General features: G+C 64.1%; 24 protein-coding genes. 16 read left to right on the top strand and 8 right to left on the bottom strand.

The window, feature by feature from the left end; genetic code table 11:
- The 4 genes from K2Y56_RS07025 to K2Y56_RS07010 all read right to left on the bottom strand — a co-directional run.
- Positions 1–1,676 (bottom strand): recombinase family protein (locus K2Y56_RS07025; protein WP_292506447.1); only part of this gene is annotated, 1,676 nt, incomplete at its 3' end.
- Positions 1,677–1,694: 18 nt separating this feature from the next.
- Positions 1,695–1,886: a hypothetical protein gene (locus K2Y56_RS07020; protein WP_292506445.1), complete on the bottom strand. Its 192-nt coding sequence runs from the start codon at positions 1,884–1,886 to the stop codon at positions 1,695–1,697.
- A gap of 145 nt (positions 1,887–2,031) precedes the next feature.
- Positions 2,032–2,454, bottom strand: a complete 423-nt coding sequence (locus K2Y56_RS07015) for a type II toxin-antitoxin system VapC family toxin (protein ID WP_292506443.1) — start codon at positions 2,452–2,454, stop codon at positions 2,032–2,034.
- The gene (locus tag K2Y56_RS07010) at positions 2,451–2,699 is read right to left on the bottom strand and encodes a plasmid stabilization protein (RefSeq protein ID WP_292506441.1); all 249 of its coding nucleotides are present in this window, start codon (positions 2,697–2,699) and stop codon (positions 2,451–2,453) included. The genes K2Y56_RS07015 and K2Y56_RS07010 overlap by 4 nt, the downstream gene beginning before the upstream one ends.
- 939 nt (positions 2,700–3,638) lie before the next feature.
- On the opposite strand from K2Y56_RS07010, the gene K2Y56_RS07005 reads away from it, so the two are divergent.
- The 4 genes from K2Y56_RS07005 (at position 3,639) to K2Y56_RS06990 (ending at position 7,890) form a co-directional block, all read left to right on the top strand.
- A complete protein-coding gene (locus K2Y56_RS07005; protein WP_292506440.1) occupies positions 3,639–5,714 on the top strand; it encodes a ParB/RepB/Spo0J family partition protein in 2,076 nt (691 codons plus the stop codon).
- A gap of 147 nt (positions 5,715–5,861) precedes the next feature.
- Positions 5,862–6,326 (top strand): Rrf2 family transcriptional regulator, encoded by a 465-nt coding sequence (locus tag K2Y56_RS07000; RefSeq protein WP_292506439.1) that lies wholly within the window; start codon positions 5,862–5,864, stop codon positions 6,324–6,326.
- A complete protein-coding gene (locus K2Y56_RS06995) occupies positions 6,316–7,209 on the top strand; it encodes an NAD(P)/FAD-dependent oxidoreductase (RefSeq protein WP_292506438.1) in 894 nt (297 codons plus the stop codon). The genes K2Y56_RS07000 and K2Y56_RS06995 overlap by 11 nt, the downstream gene beginning before the upstream one ends.
- 99 nt (positions 7,210–7,308) lie before the next feature.
- Positions 7,309–7,890 (top strand): methyltransferase domain-containing protein, encoded by a 582-nt coding sequence (locus K2Y56_RS06990; protein ID WP_366848398.1) that lies wholly within the window; start codon positions 7,309–7,311, stop codon positions 7,888–7,890.
- Positions 7,891–7,927: 37 nt separating this feature from the next.
- Here the strand turns inward: K2Y56_RS06990 and K2Y56_RS06985 are convergent, their stop codons facing one another.
- Positions 7,928–8,380 (bottom strand): Rrf2 family transcriptional regulator, encoded by a 453-nt coding sequence (locus K2Y56_RS06985; RefSeq protein ID WP_292506434.1) that lies wholly within the window; start codon positions 8,378–8,380, stop codon positions 7,928–7,930.
- A 110-nt stretch (positions 8,381–8,490) separates the two neighbouring features.
- Here K2Y56_RS06985 and K2Y56_RS06980 point away from each other — a divergent pair, with 110 nt between their 5' ends.
- From K2Y56_RS06980 to K2Y56_RS06950, 7 genes are all read left to right on the top strand, one after another.
- Entirely contained in the window at positions 8,491–8,937 is a 447-nt protein-coding gene (locus tag K2Y56_RS06980; RefSeq protein WP_292506432.1) for a group III truncated hemoglobin, read from the top strand.
- On the top strand, positions 8,934–9,620 hold the full coding sequence (locus K2Y56_RS06975) for an alternative oxidase (protein ID WP_292506431.1): 687 nt from the start codon (positions 8,934–8,936) through the stop codon (positions 9,618–9,620). The genes K2Y56_RS06980 and K2Y56_RS06975 overlap by 4 nt, the downstream gene beginning before the upstream one ends.
- A gap of 1 nt (position 9,621) precedes the next feature.
- On the top strand, positions 9,622–9,897 hold the full coding sequence (locus K2Y56_RS06970) for a DUF1971 domain-containing protein (protein WP_292506430.1): 276 nt from the start codon (positions 9,622–9,624) through the stop codon (positions 9,895–9,897).
- A gap of 45 nt (positions 9,898–9,942) precedes the next feature.
- Positions 9,943–11,154 (top strand): NO-inducible flavohemoprotein, encoded by a 1,212-nt coding sequence (gene hmpA / locus K2Y56_RS06965; protein WP_292506429.1) that lies wholly within the window; start codon positions 9,943–9,945, stop codon positions 11,152–11,154.
- Positions 11,155–11,164: 10 nt separating this feature from the next.
- Positions 11,165–11,629, top strand: coding sequence for a hypothetical protein (locus K2Y56_RS06960; protein ID WP_292506428.1), 465 nt, complete (start codon positions 11,165–11,167; stop codon positions 11,627–11,629).
- Positions 11,630–12,071: 442 nt separating this feature from the next.
- Complete coding sequence (locus K2Y56_RS06955) at positions 12,072–12,371, top strand: DUF736 domain-containing protein (RefSeq protein WP_292506427.1); 300 nt, start codon at positions 12,072–12,074, stop codon at positions 12,369–12,371.
- 295 nt (positions 12,372–12,666) lie between these two features.
- On the top strand, positions 12,667–12,918 hold the full coding sequence (locus K2Y56_RS06950) for a hypothetical protein (RefSeq protein WP_292506426.1): 252 nt from the start codon (positions 12,667–12,669) through the stop codon (positions 12,916–12,918).
- A 303-nt stretch (positions 12,919–13,221) separates the two neighbouring features.
- Here K2Y56_RS06950 and K2Y56_RS06945 read toward each other — a convergent pair whose 3' ends face one another.
- Together K2Y56_RS06945 and K2Y56_RS06940 are read right to left on the bottom strand one after the other, a co-directional pair.
- Complete coding sequence (locus tag K2Y56_RS06945; RefSeq protein ID WP_292506424.1) at positions 13,222–13,578, bottom strand: hypothetical protein; 357 nt, start codon at positions 13,576–13,578, stop codon at positions 13,222–13,224.
- Positions 13,579–13,620: 42 nt separating this feature from the next.
- Positions 13,621–13,821 carry a CBS domain-containing protein gene (locus K2Y56_RS06940; protein WP_292506423.1) on the bottom strand — a complete coding sequence of 67 codons (201 nt, stop codon included), beginning with the start codon at positions 13,819–13,821 and terminating at the stop codon, positions 13,621–13,623.
- Between the two features lie 247 nt (positions 13,822–14,068).
- Between K2Y56_RS06940 and K2Y56_RS06935 the strand changes: the two genes are divergently transcribed.
- Positions 14,069–14,911, top strand: coding sequence for a DUF932 domain-containing protein (locus K2Y56_RS06935; protein ID WP_292506421.1), 843 nt, complete (start codon positions 14,069–14,071; stop codon positions 14,909–14,911).
- Positions 14,912–15,055: 144 nt separating this feature from the next.
- On the opposite strand, the gene K2Y56_RS06930 is transcribed toward K2Y56_RS06935, so the two are convergent.
- A complete protein-coding gene (locus tag K2Y56_RS06930; protein ID WP_292506419.1) occupies positions 15,056–15,298 on the bottom strand; it encodes a helix-turn-helix transcriptional regulator in 243 nt (80 codons plus the stop codon).
- Positions 15,299–15,467: 169 nt separating this feature from the next.
- Between K2Y56_RS06930 and K2Y56_RS06925 the strand changes: the two genes are divergently transcribed.
- The 4 genes from K2Y56_RS06925 (at position 15,468) to K2Y56_RS06910 (ending at position 17,012) form a co-directional block, all read left to right on the top strand.
- Positions 15,468–15,740, top strand: a complete 273-nt coding sequence (locus K2Y56_RS06925; protein ID WP_292506417.1) for a DUF2285 domain-containing protein — start codon at positions 15,468–15,470, stop codon at positions 15,738–15,740.
- Between the two features lie 147 nt (positions 15,741–15,887).
- Positions 15,888–16,109, top strand: coding sequence for a DUF6499 domain-containing protein (locus K2Y56_RS06920; RefSeq protein WP_292506415.1), 222 nt, complete (start codon positions 15,888–15,890; stop codon positions 16,107–16,109).
- Positions 16,048–16,671 (top strand): DUF2285 domain-containing protein, encoded by a 624-nt coding sequence (locus tag K2Y56_RS06915; RefSeq protein WP_292506414.1) that lies wholly within the window; start codon positions 16,048–16,050, stop codon positions 16,669–16,671. The genes K2Y56_RS06920 and K2Y56_RS06915 overlap by 62 nt, the downstream gene beginning before the upstream one ends.
- Before the next feature lie 131 nt (positions 16,672–16,802).
- Positions 16,803–17,012, top strand: a complete 210-nt coding sequence (locus K2Y56_RS06910; protein ID WP_292506413.1) for a helix-turn-helix domain-containing protein — start codon at positions 16,803–16,805, stop codon at positions 17,010–17,012.
- Positions 17,013–17,081: the final 69 nt, after the last annotated feature.

The raw sequence follows: 17,081 nt of genomic DNA, 5'->3' as shown, positions 1-17,081 counted from the left end.
AGTGGTTTAAGGCAGCGGTCTTGAAAACCGCCGTGGGGGCAACTCCACCGTGGGTTCGAATCCCACCCCTTCCGCCACTTCGGAACAACGGTGGGCACTCCGCCCGCCGCCGTGGCTACGCCGTTTGCGGCGAGCACGCGCAACAGGTTGCTCTTCGAGCCCATGATGCGGACTTCCTCGCGATCGACTTCGACCCGCTGCGCGAGCGCACGCAGATGATCGCGGCGGTAGCCGCCGCCCTCCAGCCGGAGACGTCGCCGCGCGGTCGATGCGAACTCGCGCAGCATCGTCGGCGTGATCGCCTGCTGGGTCGAGCTTACGAGCAGCGCTGAGGCGCGCTCGGCATCCGCTCGCGCCTGATCGCGGGTCGCCTTCAATCCGTCGATGCGATCCTTGAGCGCCGGATCATCGAGATCGGCGACTCCACTTTCGATTGCGTCATAGAGCCGCTTCAAACGCAGCTCGGTCTCAGCAGCACGCCGGTTCAACTCCGCGATATGCTCGCGGCGCCGCTCGGATCGTTCTTGCCGGCGATCCAAAACCTCGGACAACACGACCTCAAGCCTGTCTGGGTCGAGCAGCCGTTCCGCCAGATGATTGGCGACAAGATCGTCCAGCCGCTCCATCGCCACGGTCATGCCTTCACACGCCGTCACGCCCTGCCGCGCCTTCATCGAACAGGTGTAGTAGCGATAGCGCCCGCCCTTGCCGGTGCGGATCGTCATCGCGCCGCCGCACTTTCCGCAGTGGATCAGTCCGGTCAGCAGCGTCGGGCCGCCGACGACTTGCGGGTGGGCGACCTTCGGGCTGCGCGCCTTCAAATGCGCCTGCACCGCATCGAACGTGGCCTGGTCGATGATCGCCGGAACCTCGACCGCGATCACTTCGGTGGCAGGCTTCAGTTCCTTTGACTTGCCGCGCTTGTTGAACTCATGGCGGCCGGCGTAGGTCCGCCGGGTCAGCAGCCGGTGAACTGTGCCGATGCCCCAGCGCCCACCGTCCCGGGTGAAGATGCGGCGCTCGTTGAGATGCTTGGTGATCGTCTTGACACCCATCGGGCCGGACGTGCCGTCCCCTTCCAGAGCCAGCTTGAACGCCAGCCGCACCGTGTCGGCGTGCAGCGGGTCGATCTCCAGCTTCTTCTTGGTCTTGGCTCCGCGCTGTTCGGCGGCGACGACGCGATAGCCGATCGGTGGCAGCGAGCCATTCCAGAAGCCCTGTCGGGCGTTTTCCTTCAAGGCGCGCAGGACGTGCTTGGCGTTCTCCTTGGACTGATACTCGTCGAACAGCGCCATGATCTGGCGCATCATGACGTGCATCGGATCGTCGCCCATCTCCTGGGTGATGGAGAGCAGCTTCACACCGTTCTTGGCGAGCTTGCGGACGTAAAACTCCAGCTCGAAATGATCGCGGAAGAAGCGCGAGAAGCTATGGACGACCACTACGTCGAACGGCGCCGGCTTGCTCGTCCCGGCCTCAATCATGCGCTGGAACTCGGGTCGGCGGTCGTTGGTCGCAGATGCGCCTGCCTCTACGAACGTATCGACCAGCTCCAATCCCCGCGACAGGCAATAGGCTTCGCCGTGCTTGCGCTGGTCCGGGATGGACACGTCATGCTCCGCCTGCCGCGCCGTTGAGACGCGCAGGTAGAGGGCGGCGCGCAGCGGCACGGTCATGGCAGCGAACTCCTCACGTCATTGGCATGGCCCGAACAGCTCGTCGAAGACATCGCCGAACCACGCCTCGAACACGTCCAACTCGGTGCTCGTGACCGGCACGCGTTCGGGCCAGTCGTCGGTGACGGTCCAAGTCGAAAGATTGTCTTTTGGCGGCCGCCCGACACAACGCCGCGCGACGCCGAACGGCATTTTGGCATAGTCGAGCAAGTCGTCCGGGCAATGCGCAGGACGGCGCGGCGTTCGGCGACGGAGCTTGCTAGGCTGGGCCATTCCACCAAGTTGCCGCTCGCCCCGCTCCGGTGCAAAGGCCGCAAAGCGGCGTAGCGCAGATAGGGGCGAGCGGCGGCGGGCGTCATGCTACGCCCCACGGATCGACAACGGTGATGCCGCAATCGGCGAAGTCGCGGACGTTGCGAGTCGCCAGCCGCGCGCCGCGCGAGCGCACGATGGCGGCAATCTGTGCGTCGATCTGGCTGATCGGCTTGCCCCCCTGTTTCCGACGGGCGGCGATCTCGGGATAAACAAGGGCCGCATCGGTATCGAACGGCAGGACGCGCCCGGCCAAGTCGACATCGAACATTGGGCGCGCGGCCGCCATCAGATCGTCGCGTCGGCGTCCATCGGGCAACAGCGCCAAGCCGTAGAAGATTTCCGCCTGCGTCAGCGTCGTCGTGAACACGCCCGCCATAGGCTGATCGGCGATCCACGCCATGACCTTCGGGTCAGGCTCGCGCCGCATCAGCTCGGAAATGACATTGGTGTCGAGAACGATCATTCGCCGAAGTCCACCGGCTGCCGCATCGCCTCGCGCGGAATGTCAGGCAGATCGACGCCGCCCAGCTCGCCGAAGCGCTCGTTGATGGCCTGGCCCAAATTGCGAGGACGCGGGATTTCCGTCGAAAGCGCCGAACGCAGGATGTCGCGGGCCTCATCTTCCATCGACCGGCCATGCATTGCCGCGCGTAAACGCAGGCGATTCTTGATCGCATCGTCGATGTTCCGGATCGTCATGACCGCCATACGCATCCCCGTAAGTCATTGACTGCATATTACTCGATGAGGCGTAAATTGCAATAGCGGAGGTCTATCGGCTACCTTGGAGCGCTAGTCGCAAGCTGACGGATACGATCTGCATTTGAAGGGGTGAGCACGGTCGATGACTCGTTCATTCGCACCACCGGGACCGGCGGTAATACGGGCTCTGAAGAACGCGACCGAACTGGCAGCCTGGGCTCGCAGCGAAGGATTCCGCTTTCTGCGACCGTCCTTTTGGCACGCGACGGTGATACTCACGGACATCGGCTCACCGGCGCTCGAGCTGGATCCGGACGAGCTGCACATCGAACCCGGTCACGACCGCCAAGTGCGACGCATGGGCGGGTTGATCGCTCTGAGCTTCCAATCGCCTGCACTCGTGACTCGACATCATGTTCATCGCGAAGCCGGAGGCCGTTGGGACTACAGTATCTATAGGCCACATGTGAGCTTTACTCCCTATGACGGGCAGAATCTGCTGGATGTACGCCCCTTCCAGGGGCCGCTGATATTCGGGCCTGAGAGAATGGGTTGAGAAACCTTGGGAGGGGAACGCCTTCCCCTGCTGACGAGCCCCAAGGTCTCGCCAGACCCCTTCGAGCGGGGACACCCCGCAACGCCCCGCTCGGCGTGTTCACGCCGAACCGTAAATCCGCTCCGGCGGATTTGTGTCTTTCGCCTGCTGCGGAGATCGGGCCAAGGCTGCGCTGGCCCGATCACATCGTTGGTCGTTGCACTCCCGCTATGGGGTGGGCGTCGCTTCCCTTTAGGCCCGCCGCGCCGGGCCGCAACGCGCGCAAGCGCGCTTACCTTCTCTGCGTTCCGGCCCTGCGGGTGCGCCCCGGCTCCGCCGGCGGGCCTGCCGATCGCTCTTTCGCCGCCCACCCCATTCCGAGGTGTGTGTGGTTTTGAAGGAGTAGTGTGATGAACGCTGTTACCGAAACCGTAGCCGCCGAGCCTGTGTCGGGCGTCGAGATTTTCGTAGCCCTGAACAAGCTCAAGAAGTCCCCGCGCAACGCCCGCAAGGTGCCGCATGGGGAAGCCGCTATCGAGGCGCTGGCCGCGTCGATCCAGCACAAGGGGCTGATCCAGAACCTTGTCGTGGAGCCGGAAGTCAAAGACGACGGGACGCCGACCGGCGCCTATTTCGTGACCGCAGGTGAAGGCCGCAGGCTGGCGATGCTGTTGCGCGCCAAGCGCAAGCAGATCAGGAAGTCCGAGCCGGTGCGCTGCTGGCTCGATACGCAGAACGACCCCTCCGAGATCAGTCTGGACGAGAACGTGACCCGGACGCCCATGCACCCCGCCGACCAGTTCGAGCGGTTTGCGGAGCTTTCACGCGATAAGGGATGGGGCGCGGAAGAGATCGGCGCGCGATTCGGCGTGTCGGCAGGCGTTGTGAAGCAGCGGCTACGCTTGGGCGCTGTCAGCCCGAAGCTGTTGCGGGTCTATCGCGAGGATGGCCTCACCTTGGACCAGTTGATTGCCTTCGCCATCGCCGAGGATCATGCCCGGCAGGAGCAGGTGTTCGAGAACCTGCACCACAATCGTGAGCCGTGGATCATCCGGCGCTACATGACCGCTGCTAACGTGCCCGCCGACGACCGGCGCGCGGTGTTCGTTGGGGCCGACGCCTATGTCGAGGCGGGCGGCAACATCATCCGCGATCTGTTCAGCGAGGACCGGGGCGGGTTCTTCGAGGATACGGGGCTGCTCGACATGCTCGCCGCCGAGAAACTGCGTGAGATCGCGGGCGAGGTTCAGGCCGAGGGCTGGAAATGGGCCGAGGCCCATATCGACTATCCCCACGCCCACGGGATGCGGCGCTTCTATCCGCAGACCATCGCCCTGTCCGACGAGGACAAGGCGCGGCTGGAGGCGCTGTCCACCGAGCATGACGAACTGGCCGAGGGCTATTCGTCCTATGACGAGATGCCCGAGGACGTGGCCGAGAAGCTGGAGGCGATGGCCGACGAGATCGACGCCATTTCGGCCAAGCGTTACGCCTACGACGCCAATGTGATCGCGCATGGCGGGGTGTTCGTCGTGCTGCACCATGACGGCATGGTCAGGATCGAGCGGGGTTTCGTCCGGCTCGAGGACGAGGCGCTGGCCGACCCGCAGCCCGAGGATGAGGCCGAAGCCATCGACCCGGAGACGGTCGAGGACGAGCAGGCCGAGGACGGCGACGAAGACGTTCAGGAGATCGAGGAAGAGGACGAGGAACCGGGCAAGCCGATTTCCGACAGCCTCACTCGCGACCTGTCCGCCTATCGGACGCTTGCTCTTCGCGTGGCACTTGGCGAACGGCCCGATCTGGCGATGATCGCCTTGACCCACACGCTGACGGCGCAGTTGTTCTACAGCTACACCGAGGCCGGTTGCCTTGAGGTTCGTCCGACCGTGACGCTGCTGGGCAGTCATGCGGACGGAATCGAGGATACCCCGTTGGCCGCAAAGGCGAGCGAGGCGCATGAAGCATGGGCCGAGCGGATGCCGCGTGACGTGGCCGACCTATGGGGCTTCGTCGCCGGACTGGACGAGGGGAAGCGGATTGCGTTGCTGGCGCATTGCGCGTCCCGCACCGTCAACGCCTTGCGTCTGCCGTGGGACCGCAAGCCCCGCTCGCTGCAAACGGCGGACAGGCTGGCGACCGCGCTGGCGCTGGACATGGCGAAGGACTGGACGCCCACCGTGCACAGCTACCTTGGCCGCGTCACCAAGGCGCATATCGTCGAGGCCGTGACCGAAGGCGTGTCGGAGGACGCCGCCCGCCGTATCGCGGACATGAAGAAGCCGGACATGGCGCAGGCCGCCGAGCAGCTTCTGGCCGGGACCGGATGGTTGCCCGCGATCCTGCGGACCTCCGAGCCGGAGGCGGATCAGCCCGCGCCTGCCGAGGCCGAGGATGCCGGAGCCGTGGAGCAGCCGTCCGAAGCGGAGGCCCCCGATACTGGAGCGCAGGACAGCGAAGCGTCCTACGCCGTCGCCGCCGAATAGCGGCATTGCGCCGGGGCCGCGCAAGCGGTCCCGGCCTTTCTTGCAACCTCAAAATCGCGGCCGCGCCCCGATCGGGCGCGGCCGCTGGCTGTAGTGATTGACCACGCCCCCTTGATATTTGGCGGACCTCGCAACATATAGAGTTGCATGAGAAGAGACAGCCGACTCTCAGGCGTGCTTCACGTCCTGCTGCACATGGCGGAACAGCCGGGTCCGATCACATCGGAAGCACTGGCCCGCGCCATGAGCACCAACCCCGTAGTGATCCGCAGAATTATGGGGGGCCTGCGCGACCGGGGATATGTCCACTCCGAAAAGGGCCACGGCGGCGGCTGGACGATCGCGTGCGATCTCGCCGCAGTCACGCTCCGCGACATCTACGATGCGCTCGGCAAGCCAGAACTTCTGGCGATGGGCAACCGCACCGAGGCGCCGGGCTGCCTTGTCGAACAGGCCGTCAATGCCGCGCTCGGCGAGACCTTCGATGAAGCCGAAGCGCTTCTCCTTCGCCGGTTCGGCGAAATCTCCGTCGCTGCGCTCAGCGCCGACTTTCACACGCGTCTCGCCGAACGCGGCGGATCGCCCGCCTTGGAGACAAACCATGCAGCATGACGCCGTGATCATCGGAGGCGCCTTCGCCGGGCTCGCCGCCGCCACCTATCTCGCCCGCGCGCGGCGGCGCGTCTGCGTCATCGACGCGCGCCAGCCACGCAATCGCTTCGCCGATGCCTCGCACGGCTTTCTCGGTTCTGACGGCAGCAATCCACTAACTATCCTCGCCACGGCGCGCGATCAGCTCGCCGCCTATCCCACCGTCACGATGATCGAAGCCGAAGCGACCGAGGCGCGCGCCGTCGGCGACGGCTTCGCCGTCTTGCTGTCGACCGGCGAGGAGATCGCCGCGCGCAAGGCGATCCTCGCCTTCGGGCTGCGCGACATGCTGGAACCGATCCCCGGCCTGCAAGAGCGCTGGGGCAAGACGGTGCTGCATTGTCCCTATTGCCACGGATTCGAGTTCGCCGACCGGCCGCTCGGCGTGCTGTTCCGCACGCCCATGTCCGCGCATCAGGCATGTCTGATCACGGAATGGGGGCCAACGACCTTGTTTCTAAACGGTGCGGACCTCGATCCCGAGAGTGCGGAAAGGCTCGCGAAATATGGCGTGACGGTAGAGCCGGGCAGACTGAAGCGGCTGGTCGGTGTGGGCAGCACCCTGTCCGCCGTGGAGTTCGAGGACGGGCGCGAAAGGCCGGTGGAGGCGCTTTATGTCGCGCCGCAATCCTGTCTGGCGAGTCCAATCGCCGAGCAACTTGGCGCTGCGATCGACGACGGGCCGATGGGGCCGGTCATCAGGACGGACGCTGACAAGATGACCACTGTGTCCGGCCTCTATGCTGCCGGCGACATAGCCCGCGCACCGCATACCGTAAGCTGGGCCGTAGCGGACGGTGTCACGGCGGGGACAGCGGCCCATCGCGCGCTCGTGTTCGGCTGAGCGACCGGCCTGATGCAACCCTTCACCGATCCCATCATGGTCGCCAGCTATGCGGAGAGCACGCCGCGCAAGGTGCCCGGTTTCGCGGACCTTCACCGCATGGCGATGCTTCTCCTGGCCGAGCGCGCTCCGGAAACGGCGGACATCCTCGTCGTTGGCGCAGGCGGAGGACTCGAACTTAGGGCGTTCGCCGAAGCGCAGCCGCACTGCCGCTTCGTCGGCGTGGACCCTTCGGCCGAGATGCTCGATCTGGCGCGCCGCACCCTTGGACCGCTGCAATCGCGTGTCGAGTTGCTACAAGGTTATGTCGACGCCGCGCCAACGCGGCCGTTTGATGGCGCGACCTGTCTACTCACCTTGCACTTTCTGGCGAACGATGAGCGTCTGCGCACCCTGCGGGAAATACATCGGCGCCTAAAGCCGGGCGCCGCGCTCGTCGTGGCCCATCACAGCATTCCTGAGGATGGCGACTTCGCGCGCTGGTTCGCGCGCTCGGTGGCGTTCTCCGGAGGGTCGAGCGCTGATATCGCCCGGGCATCCGCCTCGGCTGTGACCATCGCAGAGCGGTTGCCCGTTCTGTCGTCCGACGAAGATGAAGCGATCCTCCGCGAGGCGGGCTTTTCCGGTGTCGCTCTATTCTATGCCGGGCTTTCGTTTCGCGGATGGGTCGCCATTGCATAGTCCACCCCGAAGGTAGCTGCGCCGGACAGCACAGCGGTCACAACGGCTTCGTGGCGGCGGCATCCTCGAAAGCCCGGTGGTTGAACAGTGACGCAAGGTCGCTGCGCTTGGTGAGAAGATCGGCCAGCGTGTAGCGGTCGAGCACCGCCAGAAACGCGCCTAGCGCTTCCTTCAACACCCCGGTCATGCCGCAGGCCGGGGCGACGACACAGCTTCCGCAGTCGACGAGGTTGAATCCATCCTCGGTGTGGCGCACCAGCGCGCCGATGTTGATCTCTTCGGGCGGCATTCCTATCCGGATGCCGCCGAACCTGCCGCGCACACTTTCAATATAGCCGCTGCGCACGAGTTGGTTGACGACCTTCATCAGATGATTTTGCGAGATCCGGTACGCCTTGGCCACTTCGCCAATTGAGCACAGCCGCTCCGGACGCGCGCCTAGATAGAGGAGCACGCGCATCGAATAATCCGTGAACAGGGTCAGCTTCATAAGCACTCCGAGTGGCCGACGCTCGGCTCGCTCATTAAATATGCATTGTCATTGCATGTTTCAAATTTAGGCGATAGATGCAGCTCTAATACATGATTGGAGCATGAGTCGTGATCAGCGTCGCCGGAATCGATGAAGCGGGCCTCAGGCGGCTGATCGATGTGTTCTACGCCCGCATCCGCATCGACGCCGAACTCGGCCCAATCTTCAATGACGCCGTGTCGGACTGGCCCGCGCATCTGGAGAAACTCACGGCCTTCTGGTCCTCTGTCATGCTGACCAGCGGCCGCTACAAGGGCCAGCCTGTGCCTGCACATCTCAAGCATAAGGACCGTATCACCCCGGCGCTGTTCGAGCGCTGGCTTCTCCTGTGGCGTCAGACCACCGACGAGTTGATGCCTCCGAAAGCCGCTGCCGCGCTCCAGGCCAAGGCCGCGCGGATCGCCGAGAGCCTGCAACTCGCCTTGTACTTCCGGCTGGATCGCCAGCCCGTTTCCCCACCCGCAAGCTGCACCGCCACGGAGGCGGATCAGCACGCAAGGAGTGCCCTGCCATGACCGATATCCCGCTCGTCGACCTCACGGTTCATCATCAGCCCCGCGACGTCCGCGATCATATCGCACTCGGCTTCACCCGAATCCTGCGCTGGTGCGCCGACACATTCTTCGCCAAGCGCTATGGCCACCGGGCCATCGTGCTGGAAACCGTCGCCGCCGTGCCGGGCATGGTCGGGGCGACCGTCAACCATCTCAAATGTCTGCGCCGCATGTGTGATGACAAGGGTTGGATCCGCACCCTCATGGAAGAGGCGGAGAATGAGCGGATGCATCTCATGACGTTTATCGAGGTCGCCAAGCCAACCATGTTCGAGCGGCTGGTGGTGCTCGGCGTGCAATGGGTGTTCTACGTGGCCTTTTTCGCGCTTTACCTGGTGAGCGCCAGAACGGCGCACCGCATCGTCGGGTACTTTGAGGAGGAGGCGGTGATCAGCTACACCCTCTACCTCAAGGAAATCGACGAGGGTCGCAGCCCGAACGTGCCCGCGCCCGCAATTGCCCGGCATTACTGGAAGCTGGCGGATGACGCCACGCTGCGCGATGTGGTGCTGGTGGTCCGCGCCGACGAGGCGCACCACCGCGACGTCAATCACGGATTTGCAAGCGAACTCGCGGGGATTGCGTCCACTGCCGCACCTGCGCCCTATCCGGCGCACGCCGATGATGTCCGGGTTGCGGCCTGACATGGTAGCCCCGGTTCCATACCGCTCGACGCCCGTGTTTGATCAGGACACGTTACCGCAAGCCCTGCGCGCGCGCCACGACACCAAGGCAGGTGTGTGGGGGCGAATCCGGATCATCGAAGGCGAGGTGAGGATCACCTATCTCGACCCGCCCTCGGAACGCGTGCTGACCCCGGACAATCCAGGTCTCGTGCGTCCCGGACAACCGCATTTCGTGACGCCCCTTGGGCCCATGAAGATGCAGATCGACTTCTACGATCAGCCGCCTGACGGCTGATCCGCTCCCGCTCACTTCCACCAGCCGTTCCCATAGGAGACGTTGATGTCCAGGACACTCAGCGGCGAGACCATTGCGCTCGTCAAAGCCACCGTTCCCGCGCTCGAAGCCCATGGCCTCGATATCGTGCGCGAAATGTATTCGCGTATGTTCCAGAACCCCGAAATTCGTGATCTGTTCAACCAGTCGCATCATGGCGACACCGGATCGCAGCCACGCGCGCTCACCGCAGCGATCCTGGCCTATGCCAGCAACATCGACAATCTCGGCGCGCTCGCACCGGCGGTCGAGCGGATCGCCCAGAAGCATGTTGGCCTGCAAATCCTGCCCGACCACTATCCCTATGTCGGAGACGCGTTGCTCGGCGCGATCAAGGCGGTACTCGGCGATGCAGCGACCGAAGAAATTCTTGCCGCCTGGGGCGAAGCCTATTGGTTCCTGGCCAACATCCTCATCGCGCGCGAAGAGCGCATCTATGGTGACCAGAAGGAGTCCGTTGGCGGTTGGAACGGCTGGCGCGACTTTCGTGTCGATCAGGTTGTCGAGGAAAGCAGCGTCATCAAGTCCTTCATTCTGCGCCCGGCCGATGGCGGGCCGATCATGGACCACAAGCCAGGTCAGTATCTGACTTTCTGGATCGAGATCGCGGGCCATCCGCCCATCAAGCGCAACTATTCGATCTCGGCCGCGCCGAATGGCGAGACCTATCGAATCTCGGTGAAACGTGAGCCGCAGGGGCTCGTCTCGGGTTGGCTGCATGAGCAGGCCGGAAGCGGAACGATTCTCAAGGTCGCAGCACCCGCTGGCGAATTCTTCCTCGATGAACAGCCGGAGCGGCCGGTCGTACTGCTTTCAGGCGGCGTGGGTCTGACGCCGATGGTGGCTATGCTCGAAGCGCTCGTTGCACGAGGATGGGACGTGCCCGTGCATTACATCCATGGCACGCATAACCGGGACACCCATGCGCTGCGCGAGCATGTGCGCGAGCAGGCCGCAAGAGGACATGCCGTGCAGGTTACGGATTTCCATCAGGCGCCGCTCACCGGTGAGGTAGAGGGTCGTGATTACGACGTGGCCGGCATCATCACCGACGAATGGCTCATCGCCAACACGCCCGTCGCGGCGGCGGATTACTATATCTGCGGCCCGCGGCCGTTCCTGCGCCACGCGGTCTCGGCGCTGTCGCTGGCCGGCGTGCCCGCTACGCGCATCCACTACGAGTTCTTCGGCCCGGCCGACGAACTGCTGGCGGCCTGAGGTTCCGGTCATGGACGACTTCACCATCGCGCGTGTGATCCACGTCGTCTCGGTCCTCTTGTGGATCGGCGGCGTCGCGTTCGTGACGTTGGTGGTGATGCCGTCCGTGCGCACCGGTTTTGCAGCGCATGAAAGGCTCTCAGTTTTCCACCGGATCGAAAGCCGCTTCGCGCCGCAAGCGCGGCTCTGGGTCCTGCTGGCGGGCGCGAGCGGCTTCTGGATGGCCTGGCGCGGACAGATGTGGAGCCGCTTCGCCGATTCCCATTTCTGGTGGATGCACGCCATGGTCGCTCTCTGGCTTGTCTTCGCTGCCATGCTGTTCGTCGTAGAGCCGCTCTTCCTTCATCGTCGGATGCTGGAGTCGCTCGATCCGGCCCAGGATTTCGCACGGATGGAACGGATGCATCGCGTCCTGCTCGCCGCCTCGCTCGTCGCTCTAATCGGGGCGGTTGGCGGCAGCCATGGTCTTTTCTGAGCGAGCGGGACGCTGCGACCCTCGCGAAGGGTGCGTGCTCCCTTCCATCTACGCGAAGCGATAATTGTCGGGGGGAGATCAGATCTCCGTCCAGCAGCCGAAGCACGCCGGAGCGCTGGGACCGTCACGTTAATCCCTTAGCCTTCTCGCCGCCGTGGTGGCTCGTTCGTTGTGGCATGCACGTCGGACCTATCGATGTCAGTGCCATGCCCAAGCGGCCTCTCCAATGGCTTGCCTGACCGAGGCCGATCGCCTTCCCGCAAGGGCGTCGTGCGGCTTTTTTCCGCCGCCTGCGGCTTTGCATCGCGAAGCAAAAAAGCCGCCCGCCACCCAACCTCCACTGCGTTCCAGCCGCAAGCGGTGCGGGGTCGATCGCGCCCCGGCCAACGCCGAGCCATCGAGGCCGCGATGGGCGTGGCCCGAGCAGACAGGAGACTACGACATGGCTACCATCGGCACCTTCACCGCCAACTCCAAGGGCGAGATCGCGGGCGTCATCAAGACGCTCACCCTCAACACCAAGGCCAGCTTCCGCGCCGTCGAGAAGGAAGGCGAGAAGTCCCCCGACTTCCGCGTCAGCGCCGCCGACATGGACATCGGTGCCGCCTGGAAGAAAACCAGCCGTGAGGGCCGCGGCTACATCTCGGTCAAGCTGGACGATCCGAGCTTCCCGGCTCCCGTCTATGCCACGCTGTCCGAAACCGACACCGTCGGCGAATACGCCCTCATCTGGTCGCGCTGAGCGACCAACGCGCCCCGCCCGTCAGCGGGGCGCCTCTCTGCGGCGACAAGCCGGCCATTCGGACTTGCCGCTGTCATGATCGTCGGCTAGTAATTGCGAATAGTTCGCAACAAGCGACGAGGGGACAGCGCAGGAAGGACCGAGCATGAGTCGCCATTTTCCGCCACCCGCGCCCGAGGCGACCGCCGTTCCGGCGATCCTGATCGACGCTGCGTGGTGCTGGCGAGAAGCGCGCGATAGCGGGCGATCGGTCCAGCCCTGCCTCTCCCCGACACTCGATCCGCATGATTGCACCATGCTCGCGCCGGTGCTCGACAGTCTCTGCCTGTTCTATGAAGCGGCGCTGGGCAGACCGATGAAAGTCGGTGTCGCACTTTCGCTGTCCGACGACGAGCTTCGGTTGCTCGGCCTGGTGGACGGCTCCGAACCGCACCAATGCCTGACCTGCCCGAAGGGCTTGGGCGCCACGTTCGACGGCGCGCTCTGCTCAACCCGCATCATGCTGGAGCTGACGATCGGCCCACCATTGGCGCGGACGCAGCAATGAAACGCGCGGCGATCACCGCCTTTGCCGAGATGGACGCTTAAATCCGCAAGCGTCACCGATCCCCATCACGTTCGTTGCCTATATCAATACCGGCTCACGAAGCTGCATCTTCGAGTCGCCGCTGATGTTTGACGGCTTCGGCGACGTCCGAGCATCGACATCATGCTGATAGAGGCGCGGTTGGCTTTTCAAGCGGCTATTTTCAGTGAAAATGCCTGCCGGTCGTCCCTTTCGGATTATCCAGCCTTGCCACTGTCTGACGTTGCGGTCGGCACGCTGTCCCTTTTTTGGGTGCGAGTGCGCTCATTCTGGCTCTACGGTTCGGAAGTGGACGGCGCGGTCGACAAGATCGGTCATGTGATCGGCCGCTTGGATCGTCAGAGGATGCTGCGTAAAGCCCGGCCGGGGAGAAATATACTCTGCCATCTCTCGCGCCACTTCGAGTTGTCGATCAGAGCCTTCTGCCAGGACTGCGATCATCATGTTTTCAAGCGCGATAACCCGGATGCGGAGTTGGACGAGCTCCGCATTTGTCATGTCGGGAATTTCCGAGTGCAACCCCTGAGGCAGCGATTCAATAGCACCGCCTTCGTTATCCCATCTTGAAAGTGCGCGTCGGCGAAGCTCAGAGGGGTCCAAAACGGGGTCGGGATCAGACATCAGTGTTTCCTCATTGGCGCGACCGAAGTCGCTTGGGATAGACTATCGGTATCCGACGCCCTTCACGTAATCGACCAGCTGCGCTTCTTCATATTCGACATCGCTTAGAAGGACGCTGAGAACCGCCCGGGCCGTTAGCACCCCGATGGGGCGATTGTCTCCGTCGACCACGGGAATATTCTTGAGGTGACGGTCTCTCATCAAATCGGAGACGTCCTGCAATCGAGACGTCCAACTCCGCATCCGCTTGCAATGAATATAATTGCACGTCGGTTCTGGTCTCGCGCCGCTAGGACGGCGCTGTGCTTGGGGCGCTGCCCCCAGCGCCCTTCGGAGCGGCTTCCGCCCAGCTTCCTCCACGCGTGCCGCGTTCCGTGCAGCCGGTTCCCCGCGAAGCCGCCCACTCCGGTTGCACCCCCGGTCTCGCCGACGGGCAGGGTTTCAGCGCGGCGCTCCGCTGCGCGGAAACCCAAGCCCAAAGGAGCCCAAAATGCACTACCAGCTTGCCACCCGGTTCGGCCGCAACGCCCATCAGATCAGCGGACGCGAGCCGCTCGACAACGAGGCGCTGTATCGGCACGTCCCGTCCATCTTCGCCCGCGAGGCGCACGACAGCCGTTCCGAGCGCTATGTCTATGTTCCCACCATCGACATCGTGGAAGGGCTGCGCCGGGAAGGCTGGTCGCCGTTCTTCGCGGTCCAGTCCGTTCCGCGCGACGGCAGCCGCCACGGCCACGCCAAGCACATGCTTCGCTTGCGCCGGGATGACGGGATCGGCAAGCCCGAGGCCGCCGAGGTCATCATCGTGAACAGCCATGACGGGACCAGCGCCTATCAGATGTTCGCCGGGATGCTGCGCTTTGTCTGCACCAACAGCATGATTGCGGGCGAGCGGTTCGAGGAGGTCCGCGTGCCGCATAAGGGTAATATCGAGCACGACATTATCGAAGGCGTTTACACCGTTGCCGAGGACTTCCCCCGGCTGATCGACGCCAGCGAGTCGATGAAGGCGATCCAGCTTTCGCCAGACGAGCAGCGCTTGCTTGGCGAGGTTAGCCTTGTCGCCCGCTACGGTGATGATGAAAGCCCGATTCGGCCTGAGCAGATCATCGAGCCACGCCGCCGCGAGGATGTCGACCGCAGCCTGTGGACCACGTTCAACGTCATTCAGGAGAATGTCGTTCGTGGCGGGTTGCAGGGCCGTAAGCGCAATGCCGAGGGCCGTATCCGCCGCGCGCAGACCCGCGCGATCAACGGCATCGACCAGAACGTGACGCTCAACCGCGCGCTCTGGACGCTGGCCGAAGGGATGCAGCGCCTCAAAGCGGCCTGACCATAACTACCGCAGGGCCGGAGTTTCCGGCCCTGCGGCATCGCCATTTTCGCGCCGATCCGCTGCGCTAGATCGGCGGCGGTCGCGCGTCCCAAGGTCCGCGCGACCGCTAGCGCGCTCGCCGGGCTGTCGCCCGGCTCGCGCTCAAGTTTTGAGATGCAAGTCAGTCTCGGAAGGATCGATCTCGGCGACAAGATCGGCAGGCGTGACGCCGAGCGCCGACGCCAGGTGAAACAAGGTCACAACAGTTGGATTGCGCCGGCCGCGCTCCAAGTCGCTGACATATTGCTGTGTAAAGCCCGACGTCTCGGCAAAGCGCTCCTGGGTAAAGCCCTTATCCTTTCTCAACTTGGCAAAGTTCAATCCTACGAGGCGGCGCATGTCCATGCGCGCGACGCTGGACGATACATCTCATCCGGTTTATCCCATATAAGTTGTATCGTCTGGAATGCGTCATCGGTCCCTGCGGAAGGCGCGTCTAGCGATGCAGGAATCGCGCGTATCCGGTGCTCTAATTTGAGCTAATCTGGTTAACGGGGAACATGTCGGGGACGCCATGAGCACCAACCAATTCGCAGATCGCGCGCCGGAGGTATCGCGGCTCACGGCGTATGACGAAAGCCACCTCATTGCCTATTTGCGGCTGCTCGATGCAGATGATGACGGGGCCGATTGGCGCGAGACGACTGCCGCCATCCTCGGTGTGGACGCAACCGTCGAACCGCAACGGGCAAAGACGATGCACGATACCCACCTGGCCCGTGCGCGCTGGATGACGGAGGTTGGCTATGCCCATCTTCTTGGCAGCCGGCCCCCGCTAAAGCGTTAAGATTTAACTCCGATTTGGATCGATCTCACAGCTTTCCATGGCGCTCGCGCGGCATGGTTGTGTGCTCCCTTCGCGCTATCACGCACCTATCCTATTGAGGATGCTGCACTTCCTTAAATCCGCGTACAGCGCGGTTAGGAGGATGTCATGCCGACGCCGCACCGTCGGCGCGAGCGACGCGACGGCAATCTGTCGGCCGCGCTCGGTCGCGCCGATCTAGCCGCCGAGTTCCTGCGGAGAAACCACACCTATCGCGCCGAACATGCGCAGATGCGCGAGCGCATCGCGAGCGGCGCCGTCGCGAAGAATGCCGCCGAGTCGGCGTTCGCGCGGCGCTGGGGGTTGTCCTTTCGCCACGGCGCCGGATGACCTGTCAGAGCCGGTCGTCTGGCGCCCCGAGCTGACCGCCGTCACGGTCATCCTGGACGCCGCACCGGAGGGATTTGCGACCGCCGCCCCGGTCGATCCGCGCGCGCTCGGCGCGCTGCTCGCCGATCTGGCCGGGATCGACGGACGCCATGTCATTGTCGCCGATGCAGCCGGAGAGCATCGGCTGTGGTTGCGCGACCCGACGCCTGGCCGGCCGCTCGCAGCGGTCATCCCGCTCGACAAGGATTTCCTCACCCGCATCGCCAGCTTGCTGCGCTTTCACCGCCGCCTGCTCGGCCGAGCCGCCGGCCCGTTGCCGCGCGGCTGGCCGCTCACCGCCTACCGGCTCGCGCGGCTCGATCTTATGCTCCGCGCGCTCGACCTGCGCGACGCCGGTGCGACCTATCGCGAGATCGCCATCGCGCTGGGGCGCGACGAGGCGGCGCGATTGTCCGCGAGCGACTGGAAGATGTCTTCCGCGCGTTCGTTCGTGGTCCGGCTGGTCCGAGACGGCATCGCGATTATGAACGGCAACTACCGCAAACTCCTCCGTATCCGCTGAACGCCCCTTCTGGCGACGCCCCTATAGAGGGGGTGGTCGCATCCGTGCAGCCGCACATCTTCATACCCCACCCGGCCGCGCCGATTCTGACAATTACGCCTCCTGCCGCCACCGCCCGCAGGAGCCGTCACTTGTCCGATACGCCCACCAATCTGCCGCCCCGCTTCCTGCGCACGCCGGAAGCCGCTCGCTTTCTGGGCCTCTCCGGCCGCACCCTGGAGAAGCACCGCTATTTCGGGACCGGCCCGGCCTACCGCCGGATCGGCGGTCGCGTCGTCTATTCGGTCGATGACCTGCGCGCCTGGGCCGACATCGGCATCAAGCATTCGACTTCCTGTTGATTTCCGCTGAGAGTTGACCCGGCGTTTTCGTTGAGAAGTGACCCAGGTTCAGGGGTTGATGTTTATCAT

Origin of the sequence: Methylobacterium sp., from assembly GCF_019745455.1 — a bacterium.
Taxonomy (GTDB): Bacteria; Pseudomonadota; Alphaproteobacteria; order Rhizobiales; family Beijerinckiaceae; genus Methylobacterium.
The sequence above is the reverse complement of the archived record's forward strand: the minus strand, read 5'-3'. Positions and strand labels throughout refer to the sequence as shown.

Coding starts and splice junctions, on each gene's coding strand:
- K2Y56_RS06945 (WP_292506424.1), bottom strand. CDS start 13,578: ATGTCTGATCCCGACCCCGTTTTGGACCCCTCTGAGCTTCGCCGACGC.
- K2Y56_RS06925 (WP_292506417.1), top strand. CDS start 15,468: ATGAGCACCAACCAATTCGCAGATCGCGCGCCGGAGGTATCGCGGCTC.
- hmpA (WP_292506429.1), top strand. CDS start 9,943: ATGTCCAGGACACTCAGCGGCGAGACCATTGCGCTCGTCAAAGCCACC.
- K2Y56_RS06970 (WP_292506430.1), top strand. CDS start 9,622: ATGGTAGCCCCGGTTCCATACCGCTCGACGCCCGTGTTTGATCAGGAC.
- K2Y56_RS06960 (WP_292506428.1), top strand. CDS start 11,165: ATGGACGACTTCACCATCGCGCGTGTGATCCACGTCGTCTCGGTCCTC.
- K2Y56_RS07015 (WP_292506443.1), bottom strand. CDS start 2,454: ATGATCGTTCTCGACACCAATGTCATTTCCGAGCTGATGCGGCGCGAG.
- K2Y56_RS06930 (WP_292506419.1), bottom strand. CDS start 15,298: ATGGACATGCGCCGCCTCGTAGGATTGAACTTTGCCAAGTTGAGAAAG.
- K2Y56_RS06975 (WP_292506431.1), top strand. CDS start 8,934: ATGACCGATATCCCGCTCGTCGACCTCACGGTTCATCATCAGCCCCGC.
- K2Y56_RS06950 (WP_292506426.1), top strand. CDS start 12,667: ATGCTCGCGCCGGTGCTCGACAGTCTCTGCCTGTTCTATGAAGCGGCG.
- K2Y56_RS06990 (WP_366848398.1), top strand. CDS start 7,309: ATGGCGATGCTTCTCCTGGCCGAGCGCGCTCCGGAAACGGCGGACATC.
- K2Y56_RS06995 (WP_292506438.1), top strand. CDS start 6,316: ATGCAGCATGACGCCGTGATCATCGGAGGCGCCTTCGCCGGGCTCGCC.
- K2Y56_RS06935 (WP_292506421.1), top strand. CDS start 14,069: ATGCACTACCAGCTTGCCACCCGGTTCGGCCGCAACGCCCATCAGATC.
- K2Y56_RS06985 (WP_292506434.1), bottom strand. CDS start 8,380: ATGAAGCTGACCCTGTTCACGGATTATTCGATGCGCGTGCTCCTCTAT.
- K2Y56_RS06940 (WP_292506423.1), bottom strand. CDS start 13,821: ATGCGGAGTTGGACGTCTCGATTGCAGGACGTCTCCGATTTGATGAGA.
- K2Y56_RS07005 (WP_292506440.1), top strand. CDS start 3,639: ATGAACGCTGTTACCGAAACCGTAGCCGCCGAGCCTGTGTCGGGCGTC.
- K2Y56_RS07000 (WP_292506439.1), top strand. CDS start 5,862: ATGAGAAGAGACAGCCGACTCTCAGGCGTGCTTCACGTCCTGCTGCAC.
- K2Y56_RS07010 (WP_292506441.1), bottom strand. CDS start 2,699: ATGGCGGTCATGACGATCCGGAACATCGACGATGCGATCAAGAATCGC.
- K2Y56_RS06955 (WP_292506427.1), top strand. CDS start 12,072: ATGGCTACCATCGGCACCTTCACCGCCAACTCCAAGGGCGAGATCGCG.
- K2Y56_RS06920 (WP_292506415.1), top strand. CDS start 15,888: ATGCCGACGCCGCACCGTCGGCGCGAGCGACGCGACGGCAATCTGTCG.
- K2Y56_RS06915 (WP_292506414.1), top strand. CDS start 16,048: ATGCCGCCGAGTCGGCGTTCGCGCGGCGCTGGGGGTTGTCCTTTCGCC.